A 23,151-nucleotide genomic window follows, 5' to 3' on the forward strand; every position below is an offset into this window, starting at 1 on the left:
GCGATCGCCGGAAACCGGCTGCCTCGCTCGCGACGCCCCGCCCCGGGGCACGGCTCAACGCATCGCCTTCACGTCGGCCGGCGTGACGCTCGCGGGCTGGCCGCCCCACGTCGCGCGCAGGTAGTTCGCGAGCTGCGCGAGTTCGTCGTCGCTCAGCGTGTGCGCGAAGCCCGGCATCGGCTGCAGGTTTTCGACGCCGGCGAACTTCTGCTCGTCGATGCCGTCGAGCATCGCGACCAGCAGGTTGCGCGGATCGCCCTGCCGCACCGTCGAGTTGCCGTTCATCGGCACCGCCACGTGCGGCTTGCCTTCGCCGTTGAAGCCGTGACAGCCGGCACAGACCGCGAGATACACCGAGCGGCCGGCGGCCAGTTGCGCGGCATCGGCCGACACCGGCTTCGCCGGTTGCGGCGCGGGTGGCGTATCGCCGAGCAGGTACGTCGACAGCGCGCGCAGGTCGTCCTTCGTCAGGTACTGCGTGCTCAGGTGCACGACCGGATACATCTCGCCGAACGCCGAGCCTTGCGGCGCGATGCCGACGCCGAAGAACGTCTGCAGGTCGGTGCCCGTCCAGCCGCGCGCGGCGAGGCCGGCCGGCGTGATGTCGGGTGCGGCCACGCGGCCGAGCGCGGCCCCCGCGAACGGCTTCGCGCCGTCGAGCTGCCCCGTGAACGCGCGCGGCGTGTGACATTCCGCGCAGTGGCCGAGCGCACCCGCGAGATAGCGGCCGCGCTGCCAGTCGGCGGATTGCCCGGCCGACGCATCCGGCAGGCTGTCCTTCAGGAACACCATGTCCCAGAACACCATGCCGAAGCGCAGGTTGTACGGGAACTTGAGTTCATGCGCGCGGTTTTCCTGCGCGACCGGCTTGACCGTCTTCAGGTACGCGTACATCGCGTCGGCGTCGGCGCGCGTGAGCTGCCGGTAAGACGTGTACGGCATCGACGGATACAGGCGCTTGCCCGGCGCCTTGCCGTCGTGCAGCGCGGCGTAGAAGTCGTCCGCGCTCCAGTTGCCGATCCCGTGATCCTTGTCGGGCGTGATGTTCGAGCCGTAGAACGTGCCGAACGGCGATTCGAGCGCCGCGCCGCCGGCGAACGGCGCACCGTCCTTCGCGGTATGGCACGCCGCGCAGTCGGCGGCCCTGACGAGATAGCGGCCGCGCGCGATCTGGTCGGCGCCGGGGGCGCCGGACGCCGCGCTCGACGCCGGCGCGTCGCGACCGCCGCAGGCGGCGAGCAGCAGCGCGCAGGCCGCTGCGAGCGCGGGCAGGCCCGCGGCCCGCGCGGCACGATGAGCGAATGTGCGTTTCATGCGCTGTCCTTCACGAGTCCCGGCGTCGTCAGCACCACGTCCTTGACGGCTTCGTAGTAGCGGACATAGCCCGTGCAGCGACAAAGATGCGCGTCGAGCGCGTCGGTGATCGTGCGCTCCACGTCCGTCTTCGCGATCGGCTCGCGCTTCAGGCGTTCGATCAGCACGGTCGCCGCGTTGACGAAGCCCGGCGTGCAGTAGCCGCACTGGAAGCTGAAGTGCTCGAGGAATTTCTGCTGGATCGGCGACAGCTCGACCACTTCGCCGGCTTCGTTGCGCTTCGCGTGGCCTTCGATCGTGCGGATCGAACGGCCGTGGAAGAAGTGCGCGCCGGTAATGCAGGTACGCATCTCCTCGCTCGTGCCGTCCGGCTTGTCGACGATCACGACGCACGCGTGGCAGATCCCCTGCCCGCAGCCGAGCCGCGAGCCGGTGAGGCCCACGTACTCGTGCAGGAACTCGATCATCATCAGCCCTTCCGGCACCTGCATCGGGCCGACGGACTTGCCGTTGATGTTCACCGACAGCGGTTTCTGCTGAAACCGGACGAGCGGACGCTCGACGGCTGCCGGTGCCGATGCCGGCGCGGCAGACGCAAACGCCGGTGCGACGGAAGCCGCATTCGGCGCGGCAGCGCCGGTCGCAGCCGCGCCGGCGCTCGCGGCCGAAGCCGCGGTTTGGGTGGTCGTCATGCGAGCACCTCCTGAATCTTTTGCGGGGTCACCGGCAAGTCGGTGAAACGATGGCCGATCGCGTGCGCGATGCCGTTCACGATCGCGCCGACGACGGGGATCATCACCACTTCGGCGACACCCTTGGGCGGATCGGTTTCCGACAGCGGCGGCAGCACGTCGCCCGTCTGCGTCCAGACGGCGACGTCGGATGCGCGCGGCAACCGATAACGGTTGAAGTTCCACGTGCCGTTGCCGGGGCCATCCTCGTAGAGCGGCAGGTACTCGTGCAGCGCATGGCCGATGCCCATCGCGAGACCGCCCTGCAACTGCCCCGACACGAGCTGCGGCGAAATCTGGTTGCCGCATTCCATGATCGAGTGGTGCGTGAGCAGTTCGACCTTGCCGGTCGCTTCGTGCACGGCCAGCTCGACGAGCGTGCCGACCGCCGTGTAGTACGTGACGGCCGCGTTGTTGCGGCTCGTCGGCGGGATGAACACGCGCTTGCGATCGAGCACGCGATAGCCGTTCGCGGTCGGCGGCAGCGTGCCGTGCAGCGCGGTCGCGCCGGCCGGTGCGGCGGTGCCGGGCAACGGGCCGTCGTCGGCGCCCGTCTTCGGCGCGCCGATACGCAGCGACAGCCCGTCGATCGGCAGACGCTCGAGCGCGCCGCCGATCTCGAATTCGGCATCGGTCCACTGCCAGCGGTTGAACACGTGCACGACGGCGCCGGTGGGCAGGCCGAGCGCATGCGCCTGCTTCGCGAGTTGCTCGAACGTCAGCGGCTCGAGGCCGTCGGCGGTCAGCTTGCCGTCGACCCAGCGCGCATCTTCGATACGAATCGTGTACGGCGCGGCCTGGCCGCCGCCCAGGCCGCGCGTCCAGATCGACATCGCGGCCGGCCACAGCCCGTAGCGGAATACGGCGCGCGCAGCCTCGCGCGTGCTGTGCGTGAAGTAGTACGCGGAGTTCGTCGCGCTCGACGGCGACGCATAGCCGGGCGACCAGCGCGGGTTCGTGCTCAGGCGGTCCTGGTCGGCCTGCGACATCAGGTACGGATCGCCGCTCGTCTCGACCGGCAGGTCCGGCCATTCGGTCACGGCCACGCGGACGTCGGTCGCCGGGCGGCCGAGCCATTTCGCGACCGCGACGGCCTGCGACGTCGACATCCCGGTGCCGATCTCCGCGGCCGTGTGTTGCAGCGACACCTTGCCGTGCGCGTCGAATTCGACCTTGGCGAACGACGCTTCCGCGCCCGTGCCGAAATCCTTCTGCACGCACGCGAAACCGACGCCGTAGCGCTTGCCCGGATGTGCGGCCTCGAATTCGGCCTTGCGCGCGGCGCGGTGCGTCCACAGCGGATGCTGCTTCGCTCGCTCCAGCACTTCGTCGACGCGCAGCGCGCCGGCGGGGATCGCGCCCTGCGTGTTCTTCATCCCCGAACGCAGCGCGTTGCGCAGGCGGAAGTCGATCGGGTCGATGTTCAGTTGCGCGGCGATCTCGTCGACCGCCATCTCGGTCGCGGCCATGCTCTGCAGCGTGCCGTAGCCGCGTGCGGAGCCGGCGTCGATCGCGCGCGATGCGATCGCGACCGCCGCGAGGTCGCTCTTTGGGAAGTAGTAGATCGATTGCGCAGCGGTGGCGCCGACCATCGCGACCGACGGCGAGAAGTTGGAGCGGCCGCCGCCGTTCGCCTCGAAGTCGCCCTTGAACGATTGCAGCAGGCCCGTGTTGCGGTCGACCGCGATCCGGTAACGCATCTTGAACGCGTGACGCTTCAGCGAGGTCTGGAACTGCTCGTAGCGGTCGTTCGCGAAACGCACCGGACGGCCGTCCGCGTACAGCGCGCAGACGAGGCCGTAGAACGGCACGTTGAAGTGATCCTTCGAGCCGTAGCCGACCGTGTAGCACGGATGCACGAACAGCTTCTTCACCGGGAAGCGGCATTTCGCGACCATCGCGGCCGCGTTCTCCGACACTTCGCGCGGCGACTGGGTCGGCACGACGAGATGCAGCGCTTGCGTCGCGGCGTCGTACCAGCAGTTCGCGTTGTCGGGTTCGAGCGCGGCCGTATCGACCGACTGCGTGTTGTATTCGCGATCGAACACGAGCCAGTCGGCCGGCGGATGGTCGAGCTCGCCGGCGATCTGCCCGGCGAGGAACATGCCCTGCTCGTCGAGCTTGCCGTGCTCCTTGCCGTCCGGCCAGACCGGCAGGTGCTTGCGCATCATGCTCGGGAAGATCGGTGCGTCCTTCAGGCTCGAATAGACGTCGTCGTCATAGGCGGTCTTGCCGCCCACGCGCACGTAACGGAAGGTGCCCCACGGATCGCGCTCGAGCGGGCCGGTGACCGCGCCGTAGCGGATCACGTCGTCGCGGAACTTCAGCGCGTTCTTCGCGAAGCGGAAGCGCGCGAAGTCGTGATAGATCAGGATCGCGACCGCATGGCCGAGATACGCGGGCGTCTTGCCGGCCGGCAACAGCATGTCGTCGCCGTAGAACGCCGGGAATGCGACGCCGTCGCGCGCGAGATCGTCGGCCGTGACCACGCGGTCCGGCTTCAGCTCGTCGCCGAGCAGCGACAAGTCGAAGCCTTCGTACGTGCGGTCGGCCTGCGTGACGCGCAGGATCAGCGCATGCGACTGCTGCTGCGGCCAGTGCGGCATGTCCGCGGCGCGCACGTCGCGGGCGAACACTTTCGCGCCCGTGACCTTCGCAATGCCGTCGATGCGGAATTGGGGGATGCCGGTGACGCTATCCCATTTGACGGGCGTGAGGAGTTTTTCTTCGAAGAGCGCCGCGAACGCGCGGCTGCCGATGGGCGCGACATACACCGCGACGCCCGCCAGCACGCTGGCTTTCAGAAAACCCCGCCGTGACAGGCCGTGGTTTTTCATTGGGGGGAACCTCCTGAGGCGGCTCGGACGGCGATCGGGTGTCGCGGCGTTCGGAGCGGCGCGCATTCTGGCATTGTTTTCGATATATCGCCTATAGTATTTCCCGCATGAAATACTTATTGAATTTCTTATAACTGGACTCGGCCAGACTGCGGCCGGCGGTCCCGTTGGCCGTTTGCGTGCGGCTGGATGCCGTCGCGCCGGCTTCGCGGTCGCCGGTCGGCCGCCCGCATCGTTCCGTTCGCAACGACGCCGCCTTCGCACCGACGAATCCGCAAGCCGCTCGCGGCCGCGGTCGACGACCCTCGCGCGAGACAGTGCGCGGCGCCCGCCGGCCGGCCCGCGCCGCGGGTTTTTCATGGTAATGTCGTGCGCATCCGGCTCGGCCGGGCTTCCGCCACGTGCCGTGCGGGCGCCGCGAGCCATCGCGATATCGTGTCGAGGTCAATAACCATGGCAGTCAGGGCATCTCTCCTGAACTCCGTTCTCGCCACTCCCCCCTCCGGCAACCACCGCGTGACGGCCGCGCTGCGTCCGTCGATGCTCGTGACGCTGTTCGAGGACGTGCGTCCGATGGCGCTGTCCGGGCTCGCGAGCGGTTTCGTCGCCGCCGTCGCGCTGCTCCGGCTGCAGCAGCTGTGGTGCCTCGCGTGGCTCGTTGCCGACGTCGGCCTGCTCGTTGCGCGCCTGTCGATCGCACGGGCGTACACGGTGCGGCGCAACGCCGGCGACGATCGCGCCGAATACTGGGCGATGCGCTATGCGCCGGTGTCGCTCGTCGCGTGCCTGGTGCTCGGCCTCGGCGCGATGGGCTGCGTGCAGGCCGCCGACGTCGAGCTCGGCACGCTGTCCGTGATGGTCGCGGGCGGCGTGTTCGGCGGGATCGCATCGCGCAATTCGGCGCTGCCGCGGCTCGCGATGACGCAGATCGCGCTCGGCGTGTTGCCGATCGGTGTCGGTGCGCTGCTGGCCCCTCGGCCGGGCGCGTGGCTGCTCGTGCCGCCGCTCGCGATCTATCTCGCGGCGATGCGCACGGTCGTGCAGCGCCACTATCGCGTGCTCGTCGCGCTGATCGCCGCGCGCCAGCGCAACGCCGAACTCGTTGCCCGCTTCGACGCCGCGCTCACCTACATGCCGCACGGCCTGTGCATGATCGACGGCGACAGCCGCGTGATCGTCGCGAACCGACGCACCGCGCAACTGTTCGGCTCGCCGCGCGAGATCATGCTCGATACGCCGCTTCCGGCCGTCGTCGCCGCGCTCGGCGCCCATGCCGCGATCGATCCCGGCGGCGCCGGCCTCGCCGCGCAGTGCGACGACTGGCTGAGCCGCCACGAGCCCGGGCCGCTCGACATCGCGCTCGCCGACGGCCGCCAGCTCGAACTGACGCGTCACCGCGTGCCGGACGGCAACGCGGTGATCATCGTCGAGGACGTCACCGCGCGCCGACAGACCGAACAGCACATCCGGCACCTCGCGCGACACGACGCGCTGACGGGTTTGCCGAATCGCCACGAACTGCATGCGGAGCTCGAGCGGATGCTCGCGCGCCGGCCGCGGTTGCCGAGCCCGGCGTTCGCGGTCATGTATCTCGACCTCGACGGTTTCAAATCGATCAACGATCGCTTCGGCCACCAGGCCGGCGACGAAGTGCTCACGCAGGTCGCCGAGCGGCTGGGCAAGACGCTGCCGCCGGGCGAGCTCGCGGCACGTATCGGCGGCGACGAATTCATCGTCGCGATCGACGACACGACGATGCAAGCATGCTCGATCCTCGCCGCGCGGATCATCCGGCAGATTTCGGCGCCGTATGCGCTGTCGATCGGCGAAACCGTCTGCATCGGCATCAGCATCGGCATCGCGCTCGACGACGGGCACGGCTCGCCCGACGAGTTGATCCGGCAGGCCGACAGCGCGCTGTACGACGCGAAATCGGCCGGCAAGGGCATCTACTGCTTCTATTCGAGCGGCAGCCGCCGCATGGCGCCGGCCACCGCAAGCTGAGCCGGCGACGCGCCGCGCATTGCCCTTTGCGCACCCGCGCGGCCTCCCGACGATTCAATGCCGAAACGTTTTGCCGGTTCGCACGCGGCGCCGCGCGTTCGCGTGTCACGTGACGTGTTCCGTAACATCGCCGCCCGGCACGCCGAAAGATGACTGCAGAAGCCTGCACGATCGAGGCCGAGTGCGGCATTTCGCGGTTGGCACCCTTATTGCTCCTTGATGAGGAAAGCACGTTTCAGGGAGCCCCACATGAATACCGTCGACGTCCTCGCACGAACCGAAATCATCGACGAACAGGCAGTGATCGACGGCGCATCGCTGATTCGCCGGCTCGTGTCCGACAGCCGGCCGCCGGCGGCGTACGAAGCCGCATGCGTCGACAATCCGCCGCTCACGCTGTACGGCGCGTTTCGCCAGGGCGTCGCCGATCACGCTGCGGGGCGCGCGAATCCGTATCGCGCCGGCAGCCGTTTCTGGGCCCTGTGGGAAGAAGGACGTCTCGAAGCTGAAACATCCGGCCGGTAACCCGGTTGCGCGCGCCGACCCTGTCGCGGCAAGGGATCGGCGCGAGATCCGACGTATGCATGCGGCCGGCCGGCGCGCCGGCATGCGTTCATCGCTGCAACATCCGCATCGGTCTGGCGGGGCATCGTCGTCGATACGGGAACTGTGTTTCGATCGACGCGTGCAGGCGTTCGGCACCGAACGCGCCCGGTGCGGCGCGCAGCGCTCGTTTCCTCTATAAGATGGCAGATTCCATGCATCGAACGACGCTGCCATGACCGCTTCCTCCTCACACCGAAATCCCATTCACTGCGAAATCGATCTCGACGCGCCGGGCAAGCACGCGGGTTACCTGCGGCTGCCGCACTCCGTGCACCGCTCCGCATACGGCTGGCTGCCGATCCCGATCGCGTCGATCCGCAACGGCGACGGTCCGGTCGCGCTCGTGATGGCCGGCAACCACGGCGACGAGTACGAAGGCCAGATCATCGTGTCGCAACTGATGCGCGAGATCGAACCCGAGATGGTCAGCGGGCAATTGATCCTGCTGCCGATGGCGAATTTTCCGGCGGCGGATGCGGGCCTGCGCGTGTCGCCGCTCGACGAAGGCAACCTGAACCGCAGCTTTCCCGGCGACCCGACCGGCACGCCGACGCAGATGATCGCCCACTACATCGAGCACGCACTGCTGTCGCGCGCGCAGTACCTGGTCGATCTGCACTCGGGCGGCAGTTCGCTGCTCTACCAGGGCGGCAACATGCTCGCGATCGATCCGCTCGACGCGGACGAAGCCGCGAAGCTCAACGGGCTGCTGAACGCGTTCGGGCTGCAGAATGCGCTGCTGCACGCGCCGAATCCCGTGCATTCGGCGTCGGCCGCGCGCCGGCAAGGCGCGATCTCGATCGTCACCGAACTCGGCGGCGCCGGGATGGCCGATCCGTCGCTGATCCGGCTCGGCCGGCACGGGTTGCTGCATTACCTCGGCTATATCGGGCTGCTGCACGGCGCGCTCGTGCCCGACGCGCCGCCGACCGTCACGCGCTTCATGCGCGTCGACGGCGATCGCCATTTCGTCTATACGTACGAGTGCGGGCTGTACGAGCCGCTCGTCGAACTCGGCGACCAGGTGAAGGCCGGGCAGCCGGCCGCGTGGGTGCATTTTCCCGATACGCCGTTGCGCGAACCGGTGCTGCACCGGTTCAACGGCGACGGCGAGGTGGTGTGCAAGCGTGTGCCCGCGCAGGTGCGGCGAGGAGATTGCCTGTTTCAGTTGGCGGAGTTGTCGACGCCGCCGCGTGTCATCGAGTGACGCAACCGACTGGCGTGTTCGCGACCGTCGCAAGTCGACGCCGGTGCGTACGCGCCGATTGTCAGTCGGACGACACCGGCGACTCATTTCCCTGCGCAACGCCGCATTGATGGCAATGCGGGAAAAAGAAGAAATTCCGGCCACCGCATTCGCCGCAACGATTGAAAAGTCTCAAGCCGCAATGTACGCAGAACGTGGAATCGTCGCCGCCGAGATTCCACTGTTTGTCGCACGACGGGCAGCGCTTTTTTTCGAGTGACCGGACGGCTTTTTCGTATCCGATCGTGCGTGCGCGTTCGCCCTGATCCTGCTGCAATTCGAGCCGCTTGCGTTCGGCATAGCGCTGAAACGCCTTCATCATGTAAAGACCGGCGAATACCGTGAGCACGATGCCGACCAGAACCCGGACATAGCCGCCGAAATTCGGCAAGTACGGCACCAGTTCAATGAAAAACGCACTCAGCGCAAACAGGCCGAAACCGTACACGAACGGCCAGTAGCGCGCCTTGCGGTAGCGGATGAACAGCCAGATCGCAACCAGCAGGATCGGTAACGTCAGCGCTAGCCGCAGCCCGAACACCTGCATTTCGTAGTGCCGCGTTGCTTCGTCGAAGCGCCGTTCGGCTGCTGCGTCCGCTTCGGCGATTTGCGTGTCGACTTGATTTTGCTGCGACGTCAGTGCCCGTTGCTGGTCGCCGATCGCATCGATCTGATGCTGCCAGTTGACCACCACGGCCTGGAGCGTATCGAGCTTGCGCGTTCTCGCCAGAATGTCCGGATCTCTCGCACCGTCTCCCGTCACTGCGCGGGTTGCCAGCCAGTTGCGGAAACTTTCCTTCTCGGCCGTGTATTCCTTCGCGGCTCGGCCGCGCGCCACTTCCATCGTGTCGACCTTCTCGGCAAGTGCGTCGCGCTGCGCCAGCAGATGGCGCCGCGCCGCGTCGAGCCGCGCCTTTGCCGGAGCATCGGCGAATTGCTCGACGACCGGCGGCCCCCCACTCGGAGCGAACGCCATGTCCCGGATCACGAGGCTGCCGAGCATGTTCAGAAAGACCGCGAAGGCGATCGCGATTACCCATGACGCGAGTCGCAGGAGCCGTGCAGGGCTGGTCAGGCCGTCGCCGGAAATCATCATTGTTTTTTCCCCTCTTGTTGGAATGGTTTCCATTGTCATCAATCTTGATGCAACCGTCGATTCTCTCTTTCTCGCCGGTTACAGCCCGATTCCGCTGCGATGCCGAATGCCGATCGGTTACGGTTCTTCGGCGCCATCAAGCTTTGGTATCCTTGATCCGCAAAGCGAACGGTCACATGGGGCCGGGAATTCCCGGTAAGAAAGATGTCCCCTCGCCCTAGCGAGTCTTTGGCCTGACGCAGCGATTCATAGGGCGTGCACCCTGACTCCACGGAATATGCTCGATATCGTCCGATTCGTCATCGTCGCGATCGTTTTCTATGGTTCCGGGATCGAGGCTATACGCTGGCTGTCCGGCTGGAAGGAGCTTGAGCGATATGCGGCAAGCCGGAATGCCCCGAACGGAAGGCAAGTCTCCAATGGCTCCTATCGCTGGGTTTCGTGCCGATCAAAATGGACAAGATTTGCCGTGGCCGTTGAACTCTATCCTCAACACTTATGGCTACGACCCGGCTTTCCCCTGAACTTGCGACTTCCCGCGATCTGCATACCTTGGGACGCCATAAACGCGTCACAAAAAGAAATATTCCTTTCACGCACGGTCACGTTACGTATTCAAGGTCGCTCTACCGCTCTGCGCTTTTGCGGCGCGGTAGGCCAGCGAATCCTGGCGGAAGTTGAAACGCAAAGAGCGAGACGCGTAGCCCCTGACTCCGTTGATCACGCCAACGGGCGCACCGGCCTTTGAGCTTTGGCATCCCGTCCAGTGACCGCGTCCAGGTACGAGTCGGGCGCTGTCATCGGCTAACCCAGCTGCCGCTCCGGCCACTGACCATCCCCGTCAGATAGAATGACGCGCTTTGCCCGTACGCCTATGTGGTTCAAGAACCTTCAGCTTCACCGTCTTCCGGCACCCTGGGCCGTTACCCCCGATCAGATGGAAAAATGGCTGGCGCCTCACGCGTTCCAGCCGGGCAGCAGCGTCGAAATGCAGCGCGTCGGCTGGGCATCGCCGCGTGACGACGGCGCGCTCGTGTATTCGATCAACCGGCAGATGCTGCTGCTGTTCCGCTCCGAAAAGAAGCTGCTCCCGGCGTCGGTCGTCAATCAGGTGACCAAGGCGCGTGCGCTCGAAGTCGAAGAGCAGCAGGGCTTCAAGGTTGGCCGCAAACAACTGCGCGAACTCAAGGAACAGGTTACCGACGAACTGCTGCCGCGCGCGTTCAGCATTCGCCGCGATACCCGCGTGTGGATCGACACGGCGAACGGCTGGCTCGTCATCGATGCGGCTGCCCAGGCGCTCGCCGACGACGTTCGCAGCCTGCTCGTCAAATCGATCGACGCGTTGCCGCTCGCGGGCGTGCAGGTGGCGCGTTCGCCGGTCGCCGCGATGACGGACTGGCTGTTGTCCGGCGACGCGCCGGGCGGATTCACCGTGGACCAGGACGCCGAGTTGCGCTCGAGCGGCGAAGGCGGCGCCACGGTGCGATACGTCGGCCACGCGCTGGAAGCGAACGACATGCGCCGGCACATCGAAGCCGGCAAGCAATGCATGCGCCTCGCGATGACCTGGGATGACCGGATCTCGTTCGTGCTGACCCCGTCGCTGACGATCAAGCGCGTCACGCCGCTCGACGTGATCAAGGAGGTGGCGGATCCGACCGCGCAGAACGACGACGAACGCTTCGACTCGGATGTCGCGCTGATGACGGGTGAGCTGGCGCGGATGCTGGCGAGTCTCGTCGATAGCCTGGGCGGCGAGCGGCAGGACGCGACTCGTCAGGAAGCAGCCTGAACGCCGTCGTCGTCGAGGATCGTCGCCCCGCGACGGTGGGGCTTCGCGCCGACGCGACGATTGGAGGAGAACCGTCGCCACCCTGGCGGCGGCGAATCGCGGTCGGGCGCGCGCGATCCTGAACAACCCGCCCCGAATCGGCGCGACCGGCAGGCCATCGAAACGACGACACGCCGCCGGTCCGCGGCGCTCGTCTGCGTCGCCCACACGTCGAACGGGCACGGCGCCGGCCACCCCCGTTCGCCCCACCCCACTCCCGCTGCAAGCCTTCTTCCGCCTCCCGCGAAATCCTTATCGAAATTGCTTCGTTCGCCTTTGCCGGCCGCGCCGCTAACGTGTTCGAAACACGGCGGCGCGCCGGGATGCCTCGCACGAAGCACGACAGCCGCCGCCATCACGACAACTGCGTCGCGATAACGGAACGGACCGCACGGGTCGCGTGCCCGCACCCGGGCCAGGAACGTCCGCATCGCGCGCCATTCGCGATGCCCATGGCCACGAACGACCGCATCATCGACACGACGCCGCTCGACGTCCGCGCGCAACCGCTGATCGACGCGCTGATCGACGAGTATTCGACCCGTTACGACGCGTACCGTCCCGACAGCCGCGCGTCGGCCCGCGACGAGCTCGCGCGCTACCCGGCCGAACTGTTCGCGCCGCCCGACGGCGCGTTCGTGCTGCTGCTACGCGACGGCGAAACGATCGGCGGCGGCGCGTTCAAGCGCTACGACGCGCAGACCGCCGAACTGAAACGCATCTGGACGCGCACCGATCTGCGCCGCCAGGGCCTCGCGCGACTCGTCGTCGAAGCGCTCGAACTGCGCGCCGTCCAGCAGGGCTACCGCCGCCTCTATCTGACGACCGGCTTTCGCCAGCCCGAAGCGTGGGCGCTGTACGACCGCACCGGCTATACGCGGCTATTCGACTCGTCGATCGATCCCGAAGCGTATTTCCATCTGCGCTTCGGCAAGGACCTCGTCGATCCGTCGCGTACGTCGACGCTGGCCGACCTCTGGGCGCCCGTGCCCGAACCGGTGCTGCCGCGCTGAGCGCACGGCGTCCCGCCTTTCACGTTGCCCGTTCCGCTTTCCACGCTTTCACGACAGGACGTTTTCATGCATCGAGCCGTACCGCTTTCATTCCGTGCCGTGCGTACGCTGGCCACCGCGCTGATCGGCCTGAGCGCCTTCGTCGCCGTCGCGGCCGCGTCCGCCGCGACGTTCGACCTGAGCCCCGAGCAGCGCGGCCGCCCGCGCGGCGCAGCCGATGCGGCGGTCGAGCGCGCGGTGCCTGCGTCGTTCAGGTTCGCCGAACCCGGCACGCTGACGATCGGCATCGCGCCGAGCCTGCCGCCGATCAGCTCGTATGCGACCGACGCACGCACGGTGGTCGGCTTCGACGCCGACATCGGCCAGCTCGTCGCCGACAGCCTCGGCCGCAAGCTGAAGATCGTCGCGCTCGCCTGGGCCGACTGGCCGCTGGCGCTCGAATCGGGGAAAGTCGACGCGGTGATCTCGAACGTGACCGTCACCGAGGAACGCAAGCAGAAGTTCGATTTTTCAACCTATCGCAAGGATCAGGTCGGCTTCTACGTGCGCAACGACAGCAAGATCCAGGCGATCCGCGAGCCTAAGGACGTCGCCGGGCTGCGCATCGTGACCGATGCCGGCACCAACCAGGAAAAGATCCTGCTCGCGTGGGACCGCGAGAACATCGCGCACGGGCTCAAACCCGTGCAGATCCAGTACTACGACGACCAGGCGATGCGCATCGTCGCCGTGCAGTCGGGCCGGGCGGACGCGGTGTTCAGCGTGAACTCGGTGCTCGCATATCAAAGCGCGCAGCAAGGCAAGACGCGGCTCGTCGGCGCGATCAGCGGCGGCTGGCCGCGCACGGCCGACATCGCGATCGCCACGCGCCGCGGCAGCGGTCTCGCCGAGCCGCTGACCGTCGCGCTGAACGGGCTGATCAAGAGCGGCCGCTACCGGCAGGTGCTCGACCGGTGGAACCTCGCGTCCGAAGCGATCGACCAGTCGCGCACGAATCCGCCCGGGCTGCCGAAGAGCTGAGTGCCGTACGCCCGCAACCGTCCATCCACGCTCACGCAGGAACGCCGCTCACCATGTCTTATTCGCTTTCGTTGCTGGACAAGAGTCCGATCGCCGACGGCGCGAACGCCGCCGACGCGCTGCGCTTCACCACGGCGCTCGCGCAACGCGCCGAACAGCTCGGCTACGCGCGCTTCTGGGTCGCCGAACATCACGGCACGCCGGGCTTCGCGAGCTCGGCGCCGGAGATCGTCGTCGCGCATCTGCTCGCGCGCACGTCGCGCATCCGCGTCGGCTCGGGCGGCGTGATGCTGCAGCACTACAGCCCGTTCAAGGTGGCCGAGACGTTCAAGCTGCTGGCCGCGCTCGCGCCGGGTCGCGTCGATCTCGGCATCGGCAAGGCGCCCGGCGGGCTGCCGCTGACCACACGCGCGCTGCAGTGGTTCCACGACAAGGCGCGCAAGCCCGACTTCGCGGGGCAGTTCGCGGAGCTCGAGGCGTTTCTGGGCTGGGGCGTGGCCGAAGATCATCCGCTCGCCGGCGCGGTCGCGATGCCGGTGCCGCCGCAGTTGCCCGAACGGATCCTGCTCGGCGGCTCGCCGGACAGCGGCGCGCTCGCCGCGCGCAACGGCTGGCGCTTCTGCTACGCGGGCCATTTCAACGGCGACGACGCGAATCTCGAACGCTCGCTCGACGCATACCGCAGCGCGGGCGGCCAGAAGCCGCTCGTCGCGCTGTACGCCGTCGCCGCCCCGACGCGCGACGAGGCCGAGCGACTGATCGGGCCGCTGAAGATCTTCAAGCTGCAGTTCGCGGGCGGCCAGAGCTTCAACCTCGCCAGCGCGCAGGCGGCCGCCGAATTCGCGCGGCAAAGCGGCGCGTCCGACTACCGGATCGACGAGCTGCGACCGACGGTGCTGGCCGATACGCCCGACCGCGTGCACCGCGCGCTCGACGCGCTGAGCCGGCGCCTCGACGTCGATGCGTTCGTGATCGATTCGCCGGTGTCCGACTACGCGGCACGGCTCGCGTCGGCCGAATGGCTCGGCGGCGCGCTGTCGACCACGCCGTTGCAGGCGGCCCTCGCGGCCGACCGTTCCCTTTCCCCCGACCAGAACGCGTGACGCTCCCATCATGACGACCCGACGATCGATCCCCTTCGGCCTGATGCTGCAAGGCGCAGGCAGCCACATGAACGCGTGGCGGCATCCGAGCAACCCGCCCGACGCGAGCATCAACCTCGACTTCGCGATCGGCGTCGCGCGCAAGGCGGAGGCCGCCGGCATCGCGTTCGCGTTCGTCGCGGACGGCCTCTACATCAACGAGAAGTCGATCCCGCACTTCCTGAACCGCTTCGAGCCGCTGACCGTGCTGTCCGCGCTCGCGGTCGCGACGAAGAAGATCGGGCTCGCCGGCACGATCTCGACGTCGTACAGCGAGCCGTTCACGGTCGCGCGCCAACTCGCGTCGCTCGACGCGATCAGCGGCGGGCGCGCGGGCTGGAACGTCGTGACGACGCCACTCGAAGGCACCGCGAAGAATTTCGGCAAGACGCACCCGGATCACGAACTGCGCTACGAGATCGCCGACGAATACCTCGAGGTCGTGCAGGGCCTGTGGGACAGTTGGGACGACGATGCATTCGTGCGCGACCGCGCGACCGGCCGCTTCTTCGATCGCGACAAGCTCCATACGCTCGATCACCGCGGCCGCTTCTTCCAGGTCGCGGGCCCGCTGAACATCCAGCGCTCGCCGCAGGGGCAACCCGTGATCTTCCAGGCCGGCTCGTCCGACACCGGGATCGGCCTCGCGGGCAAATACGCGGATGCAGTATTCACGCATTCGCCGTCGATCGAGGAGACGGCCGCGTTCACGCAGCGCGTGAAACGGAGCGCGATCGAGCATGGGCGGCAAGCCGGCGACGTGAAGATCTTCCCCGGCGTCGGGCCGATCGTCGGCCGCACGGCCGCCGAAGCGGAGGACAAATACCAGGCGATCCGCGACCTGCTGACGATCGACGAGGCGCTCGCGTACCTCGGCCGCTATTTCGATCACCACGATTTCACGCAGTACGCGCTCGACGCGCCGTTCCCGGAACTCGGCGAGCTCGGCCGCAACAGCTTTCGCTCGACCACCGACCGGATCAAGGCCGATGCGAAACAAAAAGGCCTGTCGCTGCGCGAAACCGCGCTTGCGGTCGCGACGCCGCGCCCGAACTTCATCGGCACGGCCGAGCACGTCGCCGACGAGTTGATCCGCTGGCACGACGCCGGCGCCGGCGACGGTTTCATCCTCGGTTTTCCGGTACAGGCGCAGGGCATCGACGATTTCGTCGAACTCGTGATTCCGGTGCTCGAGGCGCGCGGCCGCTACAGCCGCGACCTGCCCGGCGTCACGCTGCGCGATCACCTCGGCCTGCCGCGCAAGGCGAGCCGCTACGCGACGCCCGGCGCCGCACGGGAAACGGCCGCCGAAGCGCACGCCTGACGCCGTACGCCGCCCGTGCGCGGGGCGCCCGCCGATCATCCATTCGAGGATTCAAACGACATGAGCGACACGACCCATCTCGGCGGCGCGCTGCCGCCGCTCTCTTCCCCCGGTGCCCGAGCGCCCGGCGCGGGTTTGCGGATCGTACCCGCGCGCCACCGGTCGCGCACGGCCGGCACCGTGCTCGCGCTCGTGCTGATCGCGATCACGCTGCATTCGATCCTCGGCAACCCGCAATGGGGCTGGCCGGTGTTCGCCGAATGGTTCCTGTCGCCGCCGGTGCTGTCGGGGCTCGCGCGCACGCTGATGCTGACGCTGCTCGGCGCGGTGTTCGGCTTCGTGCTCGGCGCGTTCGTCGCGTTGGCCCGGCTGTCGCGTTCTCGCCTGCTGTCCGCCAGCGCGTGGACCTTCGTGTGGCTGTTCCGCTCGATTCCGCTGATCGTGCTGCTGCTGATCCTGAACAACCTCGGCTACCTGTACGAGCATGTGCGGCTCGGGGTACCGTTCACCGACATCGTGTGGTTCGACACGCCGACCACAGATCTCGTCAGCCCGTTCCTCGCGGCCGTGCTCGGCCTCACGCTGAACCATGCGGCGTTTTCCGCGGAAGTGATTCGCGGCGGCATTCTCGCGGTCGACCAGGGGCAACTCGAAGCCGCCGCCGCGCTCGGGCTGCCGCGCGGCCGGCAAACGTCGCGGATCGTGCTGCCGCAGGCGATGCGCGCGATCCTGCCGACCGCGTTCAACGACCTGATCACGCTCGCGAAAGGCACGTCGATGGTGTACGTGCTCGCGATGCCGGAGTTGTTCTATACGGTGCAGGTGATCTATCGCCGCAACCTCGAAGTGATTCCGCTGCTGATGGTCGCGACCGTCTGGTATCTGATCATCCTGACCGTGCTGTCCGCGATCCAGGTGCAGGTCGAGCGGCACTATGCGCGCGGCGCGTTGCGCAATCCGCCGCCGTCCGTGGTCACGTTCGCGCTTGCGCGCATCGGCGGGCTGTGGCGACGCGTCGCGTCGCGCCGCGCGGCATCGAGCGCCAGTGCACGAAGCGATGCCGGCACGCATGCCGATGCCGCGGCCGCCGTGTCGCGCACCGGCGGCGAAGTGGCCGTGCATGGCGTGTCGAAACAGTTCGGCATGCAACGCGTGCTCGACAACGTGTCGTTCGTCGCGCCGCGCGGCAGCGTGACCGTGATCGTCGGGCCGTCCGGCTCCGGCAAGTCGACGCTGCTGCGTACGATCAACCATCTCGAACGCGTCGACGATGGGTTCATCGACATCGATGGTGAATTGATCGGCTATCGCCGCGACGGCGACGTGCTGCACGAATTGAACGAACGCGACGTGCTGAAGCGGCGCACGGCCGTCGGCATGGTGTTCCAGAACTTCAACCTGTTCCCGCACCTGACGGTGCTCGAGAACCTGGTCGAAGCGCCGGTCGCCGTCGCCGGCATGGCGCGCGATGCGGCCGAGCGCGCCGCGCGCACGCTGCTCGCGCGGGTCGGCCTCGCGGATAAGGCCGATGCATACCCGCGCCAGTTGTCCGGCGGGCAGCAGCAACGCGTCGCGATCGCGCGGGCGCTCGCATTACGGCCGAAGGTGCTGCTGTTCGACGAACCGACGTCGGCGCTCGATCCGGAACTCGTCAACGAAGTGCTCGACGTAATCAAGGAACTCGCGCGCTCGGGTACGACGCTCGTGATCGTCACGCACGAGATCGGCTTCGCACGCGAAGTGGCGGACAACGTGCTGTTCATGGAACGCGGGCGCATCGTCGAGGCCGGCCCGCCTGCTGTCGTGCTCGATGCACCGGCACATGCGCGCACGCGCGCGTTCCTGTCGCGGGTGCTGTGATGCGCGCCGCTTCCGACTCGCAAGGTGCCGCACGATGACCGATCGACGCCAGTTCGTCACGGCCGCGCTGGTCGCGGCATCGGGCCTGCCGTGGCGTGCGGCTCGCGCAGCCGCCGCGACGGCCGACCTCGACCCGCGCCAGGCCGGCCGCGTGCGCGCCGGCCCCGACGACGCGGCCATTCGCGCGGCAAGCGGCTACCGCTGGGTGCGCGACGGCGCGTTCACGGTCGCGATTTCGCCGCATGCGCCGCCCGTATCGACCTATGCGACCGACGCGCGCACCGTGGTCGGCGCCGATCCCGACTATGCGCAGCTCGTTGCCGACGCGCTCGGCCGTACGCTCGTGCTGGTGCCGATCGCATGGGCCGACTGGCCGCTCGGGCTGACGTCCGGCAAGTACGACGCGGTGATCTCGAACGTCGGCGTGACCGAGAAGCGCAAGGAGAAATACGATTTCACGACCTATCGGCTCGGGCTGCGCGGCTTCTACGTGCGCACCGCCAGCCCGATCGCGAAGATCACGGAACCGAAGGACGTCGCCGGCCTGCGTATCATCACCGGCGCCGGCACGAGCCAGGAGCGCATCCTGCTCGAATGGAGCAAGCGCAACGTCGCGCAGGGGCTCAAGCCGGCCGAGCTGCTCTATTTCGACGACGACGCGACGGCGCGCGTCGCGCTGCTGTCGGGCCGTGCGGACGCGGAGCTGAACCCGAACGCGTCACTCGCGTACGAGGCCGCGCGCAGCGGCAAGATCCGCCGCGTTGGCGTCGTCAATGCCGGCTGGCCGGCGAATGCGGACGTCGCGATCGCGACGCGTCGCGGCAGCGGGCTCGCGCCCGCGCTGACGCTCGCGACCAATGCGCTGATCGGAAACGGCCGCTACGGGCAGGCGCTCGCGCGCTGGGGTTTGCAGAGCGAGGCGATCGCGCGGGCGGAGACCAATCCGCCGGGGCTGCCGTCGTTCTGAACGCGCCATGCAAGCGCCCCGGCATGCCGTGACGGCGATGCCGGGGGCACGCGACTCGCGGGCAGGCTCGTCTACGCCGGCACCGCGGCCCGATATCGGTCGAGTTCCGCGATATGCGCATGAATCGCCGGGATCAGGTCGCGCCCGTAGGCCAGCGCATCGTCGAGCGGATCGAAACCGCGGATCAGGAACGTCGATACGCCGAGCCGGTAATACGCCCCCAGCGCCCGCGCGACCTGCTCGGGCGTGCCGACCAGCGCGGTCGAGTTCCAGCGCGCGCCGGTCAGGTTCGCGACGCCCATCCACAGGCGCTCGTCGAGCACGTCGCCCTGCGCGGCGGCCGCCATCAGCCGCTGCGAGCCGGCATTCTGCGGCGCATGGCCGGCGATCGGCTGGCCGTTCGCGAGCCGCGCCGCGCGCACGCGCTCGCGAATCGCCTCGGCCTTCTCCCACGCGGCCGCCTCGGTATCGGCGACGATCGGCCGGAACGACACGCTGATGCGCGGCGCCCGCCCGAACGGCGCGGCCGCGGCCCGCACGCGGGCGATCTGCTCGCGCACCGCGTCGAGCGGTTCGCCCCACGTCATGTAAACATCCGCGTGTTCGCCCGCGACCGCGAGCGCGGCCGGCGACGAGCCGCCGAAATAGATCGGCACATGCGGCCGCTGCGCGCCCTTCACGACCGGCGACGCGCCGCGCAGCCGATAAAACGCGCCGTCGTGGTCTACCGGCGCATCGGCCAGCCAGATCCGTTTCAGCACGTCGAGATATTCGCGGGTGCGGCGATAGCGAGCATCGTGCGGCACGAAGTCGCCGTCGCGCTGCAAGTCCGCATCGTCGCCGCCGGACACCACGTTCAGCGCCAGCCTTCCGCCGCTGAACACGTCGAGCGTCGCTATCTGCCGCGCGGCGGCCGACGGCACGATCACGCCCGGCCGGTGCGCGAGCAGCAGGCGGATGCGTTCGGTCGCAGCCGCCGCGAACGACGCGACGATGAAGCCGTCCGCCGCGTTGCTGAAATGGCCGACCAGAATCTGGTCGAAGCCGGCGGCCTCGTGCGCCTGCGCGAAGCGGCGCACGTAGTCGGGCTGCACAGCCGCGCCGCCCGGTACGTCGACCTCCGCGCCGGGTGTCGCGGTGATCATGCCGATGATGTCGACTGGCATGTCGGGATGTCCTTGGATATATCGATTGGAAATCGTGAAGCGTGCCGCACGGTCATTGTGCGGCGGCCGTCTTTTGCGCAGGCACGGCGAACGCGCCCGCATACGAGCGGTCGAGCAGCTTCGACGTGTCGTACGCGGCGGGAATCACGCCGGCCTTGTGCAGGAAGTCGGCCGTGTTCTGCGCATCTTTGGCGGCCGCTTCGTCTACCGGGCCGACGCGTTGTTTGGCGTTGCCGAGCCAGCGATACGCGACGTCGGGCTCGAGCTTCGCGCGCTTCGCCCACAGGTCCGCGTACTCGCGCGGATGGCTGTCGACCCACTGGCGCGCGGCCACCACGCGCCGCAGGAAATCGGTGATCTCGGCACGCTTGCCCGAGGCGGCCTGCTCGTTCGCGGCGACGAAGCTCAGCGCCGGCATCAGCCCCTGTGCGGTCGTCACGGGCCGCGCGCCCTGCCGCAACGCGAGCGTGCTGACGAACGGCTCCCACAGCGATACCGCATCGACCGAACCGTTCGCGAGCGCATTGGTGGCGTCGATCGGCATCAGGTACGCGTACTTCACCGAATCGGCGCGCAGGCCCGCGTGTTCGAGCGCGCGCAGCACGAGCTGCTGGCTCCAGGCGCCGCGCCATACCGCGATGGTCTTGCCCTGCAGGTCGGCGACGGTGCGCACCGGCGAATGCTTCGGCACTAGGATCGCGACGCCGTCGAGGCTCTGCCGCGACACCGCGACGACCTTGACCGGCGCGCCGCGCGCGGCCAGCGTGAGCAGCGCGGAATCGCCGAGGAAGCCGATGTCGATCGCGTTGCCGTTCAGGCTTTCGGCGACCGGCGCGGCGGCCTGGAAATGTTTCCATTCGATCGCGTAAGGCAGGTCCTTCAGCACGCCGGACGCTTCCATCGATGCCTGGATGTTGAAGTAGTTCTGTTCACCGACGCGCAGCGTGACGGTGTCCTTGGCGATGCCCGGCTGCGCGGCAAGCGCCAGCATGAGCGCCGTGACGATTCGGCTCAGCAACATGATCTCCCGGAAGGTTGGCGGACGGCCGCGCGACGGCGCGCCCTCTTTCCGCCTGCGCGACGGCCGGCGGAACGGATGGAACCGGTGAAGATACGTCGATCCACTTCATGACACAAGCGCAATATTCTTCTATACAAAGATGCAAATATTTTATGAAGCGCGCGCACTTGCGCGGCGCTCGCCGCCGGCCGCCGGACTACGGAGTTCGAACGATTCCTCGATAAATATTTCGCGCACGAAATAAATCGCGGACTATAGTTCGCATACGAAATAACTGCCCCGAGCGAGGACGACCATGACCTCCCACCCCATCGAATTTTCCGCCGCCGACGGCTATGTCCTGCACGGCACGCTGTGGTCGCCGGCCGCGACGCCGCGTGCGCTGGTCCTGATCCATCCGGCCACGGCCGTGCCCGAGCGGCTGTATGCGGGCTTCGCGCGCTTTCTGACCGAACGCGGTTTCGCGGCGCTGACCTACGACTATCGCGGCATCGGCGCCTCGCGGCCTGCGCGTCTGGGCGCGCTGCAGGCCCGCATGCGCGACTGGATGGAGCTCGACGTGGGCGCCGCGACCGCGTGGGCCCGGCACACGCATGAAGGGCTGCCGCTGCTCGCGGTCGGCCATAGCGTCGGCGGCCACGCGATCGGGCTGTCCGGCGCGACGCCCCATCTGCGCGCCGCCGTGCTGGTCGCCGCGCATGCGGGCAGCACGCGGCTGATCGCGCAGGCGGCCGAACGCCTGAAGGTGCGGCTGATCCTGCGCGTGCTCGGGCCGCTGATGTCCGCGCTGCTCGGCTACGTGCCCGGCAAGCGGCTCGGGCTCGGCGAGGATCTGCCGGCCGGCGTGTTTCGCGAATGGAGCCGCTGGACGACGCTGCCGCACTACTTCTTCGACGATCCGACACTCGGCGCGGCCGAGCGCTTCTCGAAGCAGCAGTTGCCGATCCTCGCGCTCGGCTTCGACGACGATCCGTGGGCGAACCCTGCCGCGATCGGCCTGCTGGTAAGCTATCTGACCCGCGCGAAGGTCGAACGCCGCCAGATCGATCCGCGCGCGGCAGGCAGCGGCCCGGTCGGGCACATGGGCTTCTTTCGCAGCCGGCCCGGCGCCGTGCTGTGGCCCGACGTCGCCGACTGGCTCGCGCAGGCGCTCGACACGCCTCGCGCCGCGGGCCGCCCCTCCCTTTCCATCGCAGCCGGGAACCCAGCTTGAGCGAAGACCGACGCCTGTTTTTCATGTTGAACATCGGCCAGCGGCGCGTGCAGCGCTGGATCGATCGCAAGGCCGAAACCGAGACGCGCGCGAGCGCCGCGCAGGCCGGCGTGCTGTTCTGCCTCGCGAAGCAGGCCGGCGCGCTGATCGGCGAAGTCGGCGCCGCATTGCAGCTCGCGCCGTCCGCGATGACGGGGCTCGCCGACCGGATGGCGAAAGCCGGCCTCATTACGCGTCATGCCGATTCGGACGACGGCCGCGCGACGCGGCTGTACCTGACCGACGAAGGCCACGCGGCACTCAAGCGCGCGCGCGTGCTGCTGCGCGAACTCAACGGCAAGCTGTGCGACGGGTTTTCCGACGACGAACTCGATGTCGTCGCGCGCTGGCTGCACGCGTTGCAGGAGCGGTTTCCGGCCGAGCGCTGAGCAGCGCATCGCGCGCTCGCAACCGGCTCGCGCCGGCCGCAATCGCAAGCGATTGCGATTCGCGTTTTCGATTCGATTTTCATGCCGGCGCAGCGGCAAATCTTGCGTGCCCGCGCCGGCTTCCGGCAACGCTTTCCGGCTACGCTCTGTTACAAAAAACCGCCTGTCGCGCCGCATTCGAATCGCCTACATTGCAATCCACTTCGACACATTCGTCGCATGCTCTGACCGGCTTTCCCGTCGGGTCGACATCGCAGGCACACCCGACAAGCAATGAAAATGAAGAGGAGTCTTAACCGAAGCGCTGGCGGCATCCAGCGCACGCGGAT

At 68.0% G+C, this 23,151-nt stretch carries 18 protein-coding genes; 12 read left to right on the forward strand and 6 right to left on the reverse strand.

Annotation, left to right across the window (positions count from 1 at the left end):
- Nucleotides 1-54: 54 nt before the first annotated feature.
- Genes WS89_RS03480 through WS89_RS03490 form a run of 3 tightly spaced genes read right to left on the reverse strand, consistent with a single transcriptional unit; the run spans nucleotide 55 to nucleotide 4,882 of the window.
- Nucleotides 55-1,314 (reverse strand): cytochrome c, encoded by a 1,260-nt coding sequence (locus tag WS89_RS03480; RefSeq protein WP_059789504.1) that lies wholly within the window; start codon nucleotides 1,312-1,314, stop codon nucleotides 55-57.
- Nucleotides 1,311-2,006 carry a (2Fe-2S)-binding protein gene (locus WS89_RS03485; protein WP_059789505.1) on the reverse strand — a complete coding sequence of 232 codons (696 nt, stop codon included), beginning with the start codon at nucleotides 2,004-2,006 and terminating at the stop codon, nucleotides 1,311-1,313. Before WS89_RS03485 ends, WS89_RS03480 begins: the two co-directional genes overlap by 4 nt.
- A complete protein-coding gene (locus WS89_RS03490) occupies nucleotides 2,003-4,882 on the reverse strand; it encodes a xanthine dehydrogenase family protein molybdopterin-binding subunit (protein ID WP_059789506.1) in 2,880 nt (959 codons plus the stop codon). The genes WS89_RS03485 and WS89_RS03490 overlap by 4 nt, the downstream gene beginning before the upstream one ends.
- A gap of 453 nt (nucleotides 4,883-5,335) precedes the next feature.
- Here WS89_RS03490 and WS89_RS03495 point away from each other — a divergent pair, with 453 nt between their 5' ends.
- The 3 genes from WS89_RS03495 (at nucleotide 5,336) to WS89_RS03505 (ending at nucleotide 8,699) form a co-directional block, all read left to right on the forward strand.
- Nucleotides 5,336-6,886 carry a sensor domain-containing diguanylate cyclase gene (locus WS89_RS03495; RefSeq protein WP_059505306.1) on the forward strand — a complete coding sequence of 517 codons (1,551 nt, stop codon included), beginning with the start codon at nucleotides 5,336-5,338 and terminating at the stop codon, nucleotides 6,884-6,886.
- Nucleotides 6,887-7,135: 249 nt separating this feature from the next.
- Complete coding sequence (locus tag WS89_RS03500; RefSeq protein ID WP_059505308.1) at nucleotides 7,136-7,411, forward strand: hypothetical protein; 276 nt, start codon at nucleotides 7,136-7,138, stop codon at nucleotides 7,409-7,411.
- 253 nt (nucleotides 7,412-7,664) lie between these two features.
- The gene (locus WS89_RS03505) at nucleotides 7,665-8,699 is read left to right on the forward strand and encodes a succinylglutamate desuccinylase/aspartoacylase family protein (protein WP_059789507.1); all 1,035 of its coding nucleotides are present in this window, start codon (nucleotides 7,665-7,667) and stop codon (nucleotides 8,697-8,699) included.
- Between the two features lie 61 nt (nucleotides 8,700-8,760).
- On the opposite strand, the gene WS89_RS03510 is transcribed toward WS89_RS03505, so the two are convergent.
- Complete coding sequence (locus tag WS89_RS03510; RefSeq protein WP_059789723.1) at nucleotides 8,761-9,831, reverse strand: hypothetical protein; 1,071 nt, start codon at nucleotides 9,829-9,831, stop codon at nucleotides 8,761-8,763.
- Nucleotides 9,832-10,708: 877 nt separating this feature from the next.
- Here WS89_RS03510 and WS89_RS03515 point away from each other — a divergent pair.
- The 7 genes from WS89_RS03515 (at nucleotide 10,709) to WS89_RS03550 (ending at nucleotide 18,994) form a co-directional block, all read left to right on the forward strand.
- Complete coding sequence (locus WS89_RS03515) at nucleotides 10,709-11,629, forward strand: recombination-associated protein RdgC (protein ID WP_059789508.1); 921 nt, start codon at nucleotides 10,709-10,711, stop codon at nucleotides 11,627-11,629.
- A 491-nt stretch (nucleotides 11,630-12,120) separates the two neighbouring features.
- On the forward strand, nucleotides 12,121-12,681 hold the full coding sequence (locus WS89_RS03520; protein ID WP_059505503.1) for a GNAT family N-acetyltransferase: 561 nt from the start codon (nucleotides 12,121-12,123) through the stop codon (nucleotides 12,679-12,681).
- A 66-nt stretch (nucleotides 12,682-12,747) separates the two neighbouring features.
- Complete coding sequence (locus WS89_RS03525; protein ID WP_059789509.1) at nucleotides 12,748-13,701, forward strand: ABC transporter substrate-binding protein; 954 nt, start codon at nucleotides 12,748-12,750, stop codon at nucleotides 13,699-13,701.
- A gap of 53 nt (nucleotides 13,702-13,754) precedes the next feature.
- On the forward strand, nucleotides 13,755-14,804 hold the full coding sequence (locus tag WS89_RS03530; RefSeq protein ID WP_059789510.1) for an LLM class flavin-dependent oxidoreductase: 1,050 nt from the start codon (nucleotides 13,755-13,757) through the stop codon (nucleotides 14,802-14,804).
- 10 nt (nucleotides 14,805-14,814) lie between these two features.
- Nucleotides 14,815-16,167 carry an LLM class flavin-dependent oxidoreductase gene (locus tag WS89_RS03535; protein ID WP_059789511.1) on the forward strand — a complete coding sequence of 451 codons (1,353 nt, stop codon included), beginning with the start codon at nucleotides 14,815-14,817 and terminating at the stop codon, nucleotides 16,165-16,167.
- 60 nt (nucleotides 16,168-16,227) lie between these two features.
- On the forward strand, nucleotides 16,228-18,027 hold the full coding sequence (locus WS89_RS31700; RefSeq protein ID WP_082741772.1) for an amino acid ABC transporter permease/ATP-binding protein: 1,800 nt from the start codon (nucleotides 16,228-16,230) through the stop codon (nucleotides 18,025-18,027).
- A gap of 34 nt (nucleotides 18,028-18,061) precedes the next feature.
- Entirely contained in the window at nucleotides 18,062-18,994 is a 933-nt protein-coding gene (locus tag WS89_RS03550) for an ABC transporter substrate-binding protein (protein ID WP_059789512.1), read from the forward strand.
- Between the two features lie 71 nt (nucleotides 18,995-19,065).
- Here WS89_RS03550 and WS89_RS03555 read toward each other — a convergent pair whose 3' ends face one another.
- Both WS89_RS03555 and WS89_RS03560 read right to left on the reverse strand, forming a co-directional pair.
- Nucleotides 19,066-20,160, reverse strand: a complete 1,095-nt coding sequence (locus tag WS89_RS03555; RefSeq protein WP_059789513.1) for an LLM class flavin-dependent oxidoreductase — start codon at nucleotides 20,158-20,160, stop codon at nucleotides 19,066-19,068.
- 52 nt (nucleotides 20,161-20,212) lie between these two features.
- Entirely contained in the window at nucleotides 20,213-21,181 is a 969-nt protein-coding gene (locus WS89_RS03560; protein ID WP_059505324.1) for an ABC transporter substrate-binding protein, read from the reverse strand.
- A gap of 295 nt (nucleotides 21,182-21,476) precedes the next feature.
- On the opposite strand from WS89_RS03560, the gene WS89_RS03565 reads away from it, so the two are divergent.
- Together WS89_RS03565 and WS89_RS03570 are read left to right on the forward strand one after the other, a co-directional pair.
- Nucleotides 21,477-22,394 (forward strand): alpha/beta hydrolase family protein, encoded by a 918-nt coding sequence (locus WS89_RS03565; RefSeq protein ID WP_059789514.1) that lies wholly within the window; start codon nucleotides 21,477-21,479, stop codon nucleotides 22,392-22,394.
- A complete protein-coding gene (locus WS89_RS03570; RefSeq protein WP_059789515.1) occupies nucleotides 22,391-22,822 on the forward strand; it encodes a MarR family winged helix-turn-helix transcriptional regulator in 432 nt (143 codons plus the stop codon). Before WS89_RS03565 ends, WS89_RS03570 begins: the two co-directional genes overlap by 4 nt.
- Nucleotides 22,823-23,151: the final 329 nt, after the last annotated feature.

It is taken from the genome of Burkholderia sp. MSMB1072 (genome assembly GCF_001524725.1).
Taxonomy (GTDB): domain Bacteria; phylum Pseudomonadota; class Gammaproteobacteria; order Burkholderiales; family Burkholderiaceae; genus Burkholderia.

Bases quoted from the DNA above. Each gene is read 5' to 3' on its own strand.
- WS89_RS03490 (WP_059789506.1), bottom strand. From the start codon at position 4,882: ATGAAAAACCACGGCCTGTCACGGCGGGGTTTTCTGAAAGCCAGCGTG.
- WS89_RS03495 (WP_059505306.1), top strand. From the start codon at position 5,336: ATGGCAGTCAGGGCATCTCTCCTGAACTCCGTTCTCGCCACTCCCCCC.
- WS89_RS03510 (WP_059789723.1), bottom strand. From the start codon at position 9,831: ATGATTTCCGGCGACGGCCTGACCAGCCCTGCACGGCTCCTGCGACTC.
- WS89_RS31700 (WP_082741772.1), top strand. From the start codon at position 16,228: ATGAGCGACACGACCCATCTCGGCGGCGCGCTGCCGCCGCTCTCTTCC.
- WS89_RS03550 (WP_059789512.1), top strand. From the start codon at position 18,062: ATGACCGATCGACGCCAGTTCGTCACGGCCGCGCTGGTCGCGGCATCG.
- WS89_RS03505 (WP_059789507.1), top strand. From the start codon at position 7,665: ATGACCGCTTCCTCCTCACACCGAAATCCCATTCACTGCGAAATCGAT.
- WS89_RS03555 (WP_059789513.1), bottom strand. From the start codon at position 20,160: ATGCCAGTCGACATCATCGGCATGATCACCGCGACACCCGGCGCGGAG.
- WS89_RS03565 (WP_059789514.1), top strand. From the start codon at position 21,477: ATGACCTCCCACCCCATCGAATTTTCCGCCGCCGACGGCTATGTCCTG.
- WS89_RS03500 (WP_059505308.1), top strand. From the start codon at position 7,136: ATGAATACCGTCGACGTCCTCGCACGAACCGAAATCATCGACGAACAG.
- WS89_RS03525 (WP_059789509.1), top strand. From the start codon at position 12,748: ATGCATCGAGCCGTACCGCTTTCATTCCGTGCCGTGCGTACGCTGGCC.
- WS89_RS03535 (WP_059789511.1), top strand. From the start codon at position 14,815: ATGACGACCCGACGATCGATCCCCTTCGGCCTGATGCTGCAAGGCGCA.
- WS89_RS03515 (WP_059789508.1), top strand. From the start codon at position 10,709: ATGTGGTTCAAGAACCTTCAGCTTCACCGTCTTCCGGCACCCTGGGCC.
- WS89_RS03485 (WP_059789505.1), bottom strand. From the start codon at position 2,006: ATGACGACCACCCAAACCGCGGCTTCGGCCGCGAGCGCCGGCGCGGCT.
- WS89_RS03480 (WP_059789504.1), bottom strand. From the start codon at position 1,314: ATGAAACGCACATTCGCTCATCGTGCCGCGCGGGCCGCGGGCCTGCCC.
- WS89_RS03520 (WP_059505503.1), top strand. From the start codon at position 12,121: ATGGCCACGAACGACCGCATCATCGACACGACGCCGCTCGACGTCCGC.
- WS89_RS03530 (WP_059789510.1), top strand. From the start codon at position 13,755: ATGTCTTATTCGCTTTCGTTGCTGGACAAGAGTCCGATCGCCGACGGC.
- WS89_RS03560 (WP_059505324.1), bottom strand. From the start codon at position 21,181: ATGTTGCTGAGCCGAATCGTCACGGCGCTCATGCTGGCGCTTGCCGCG.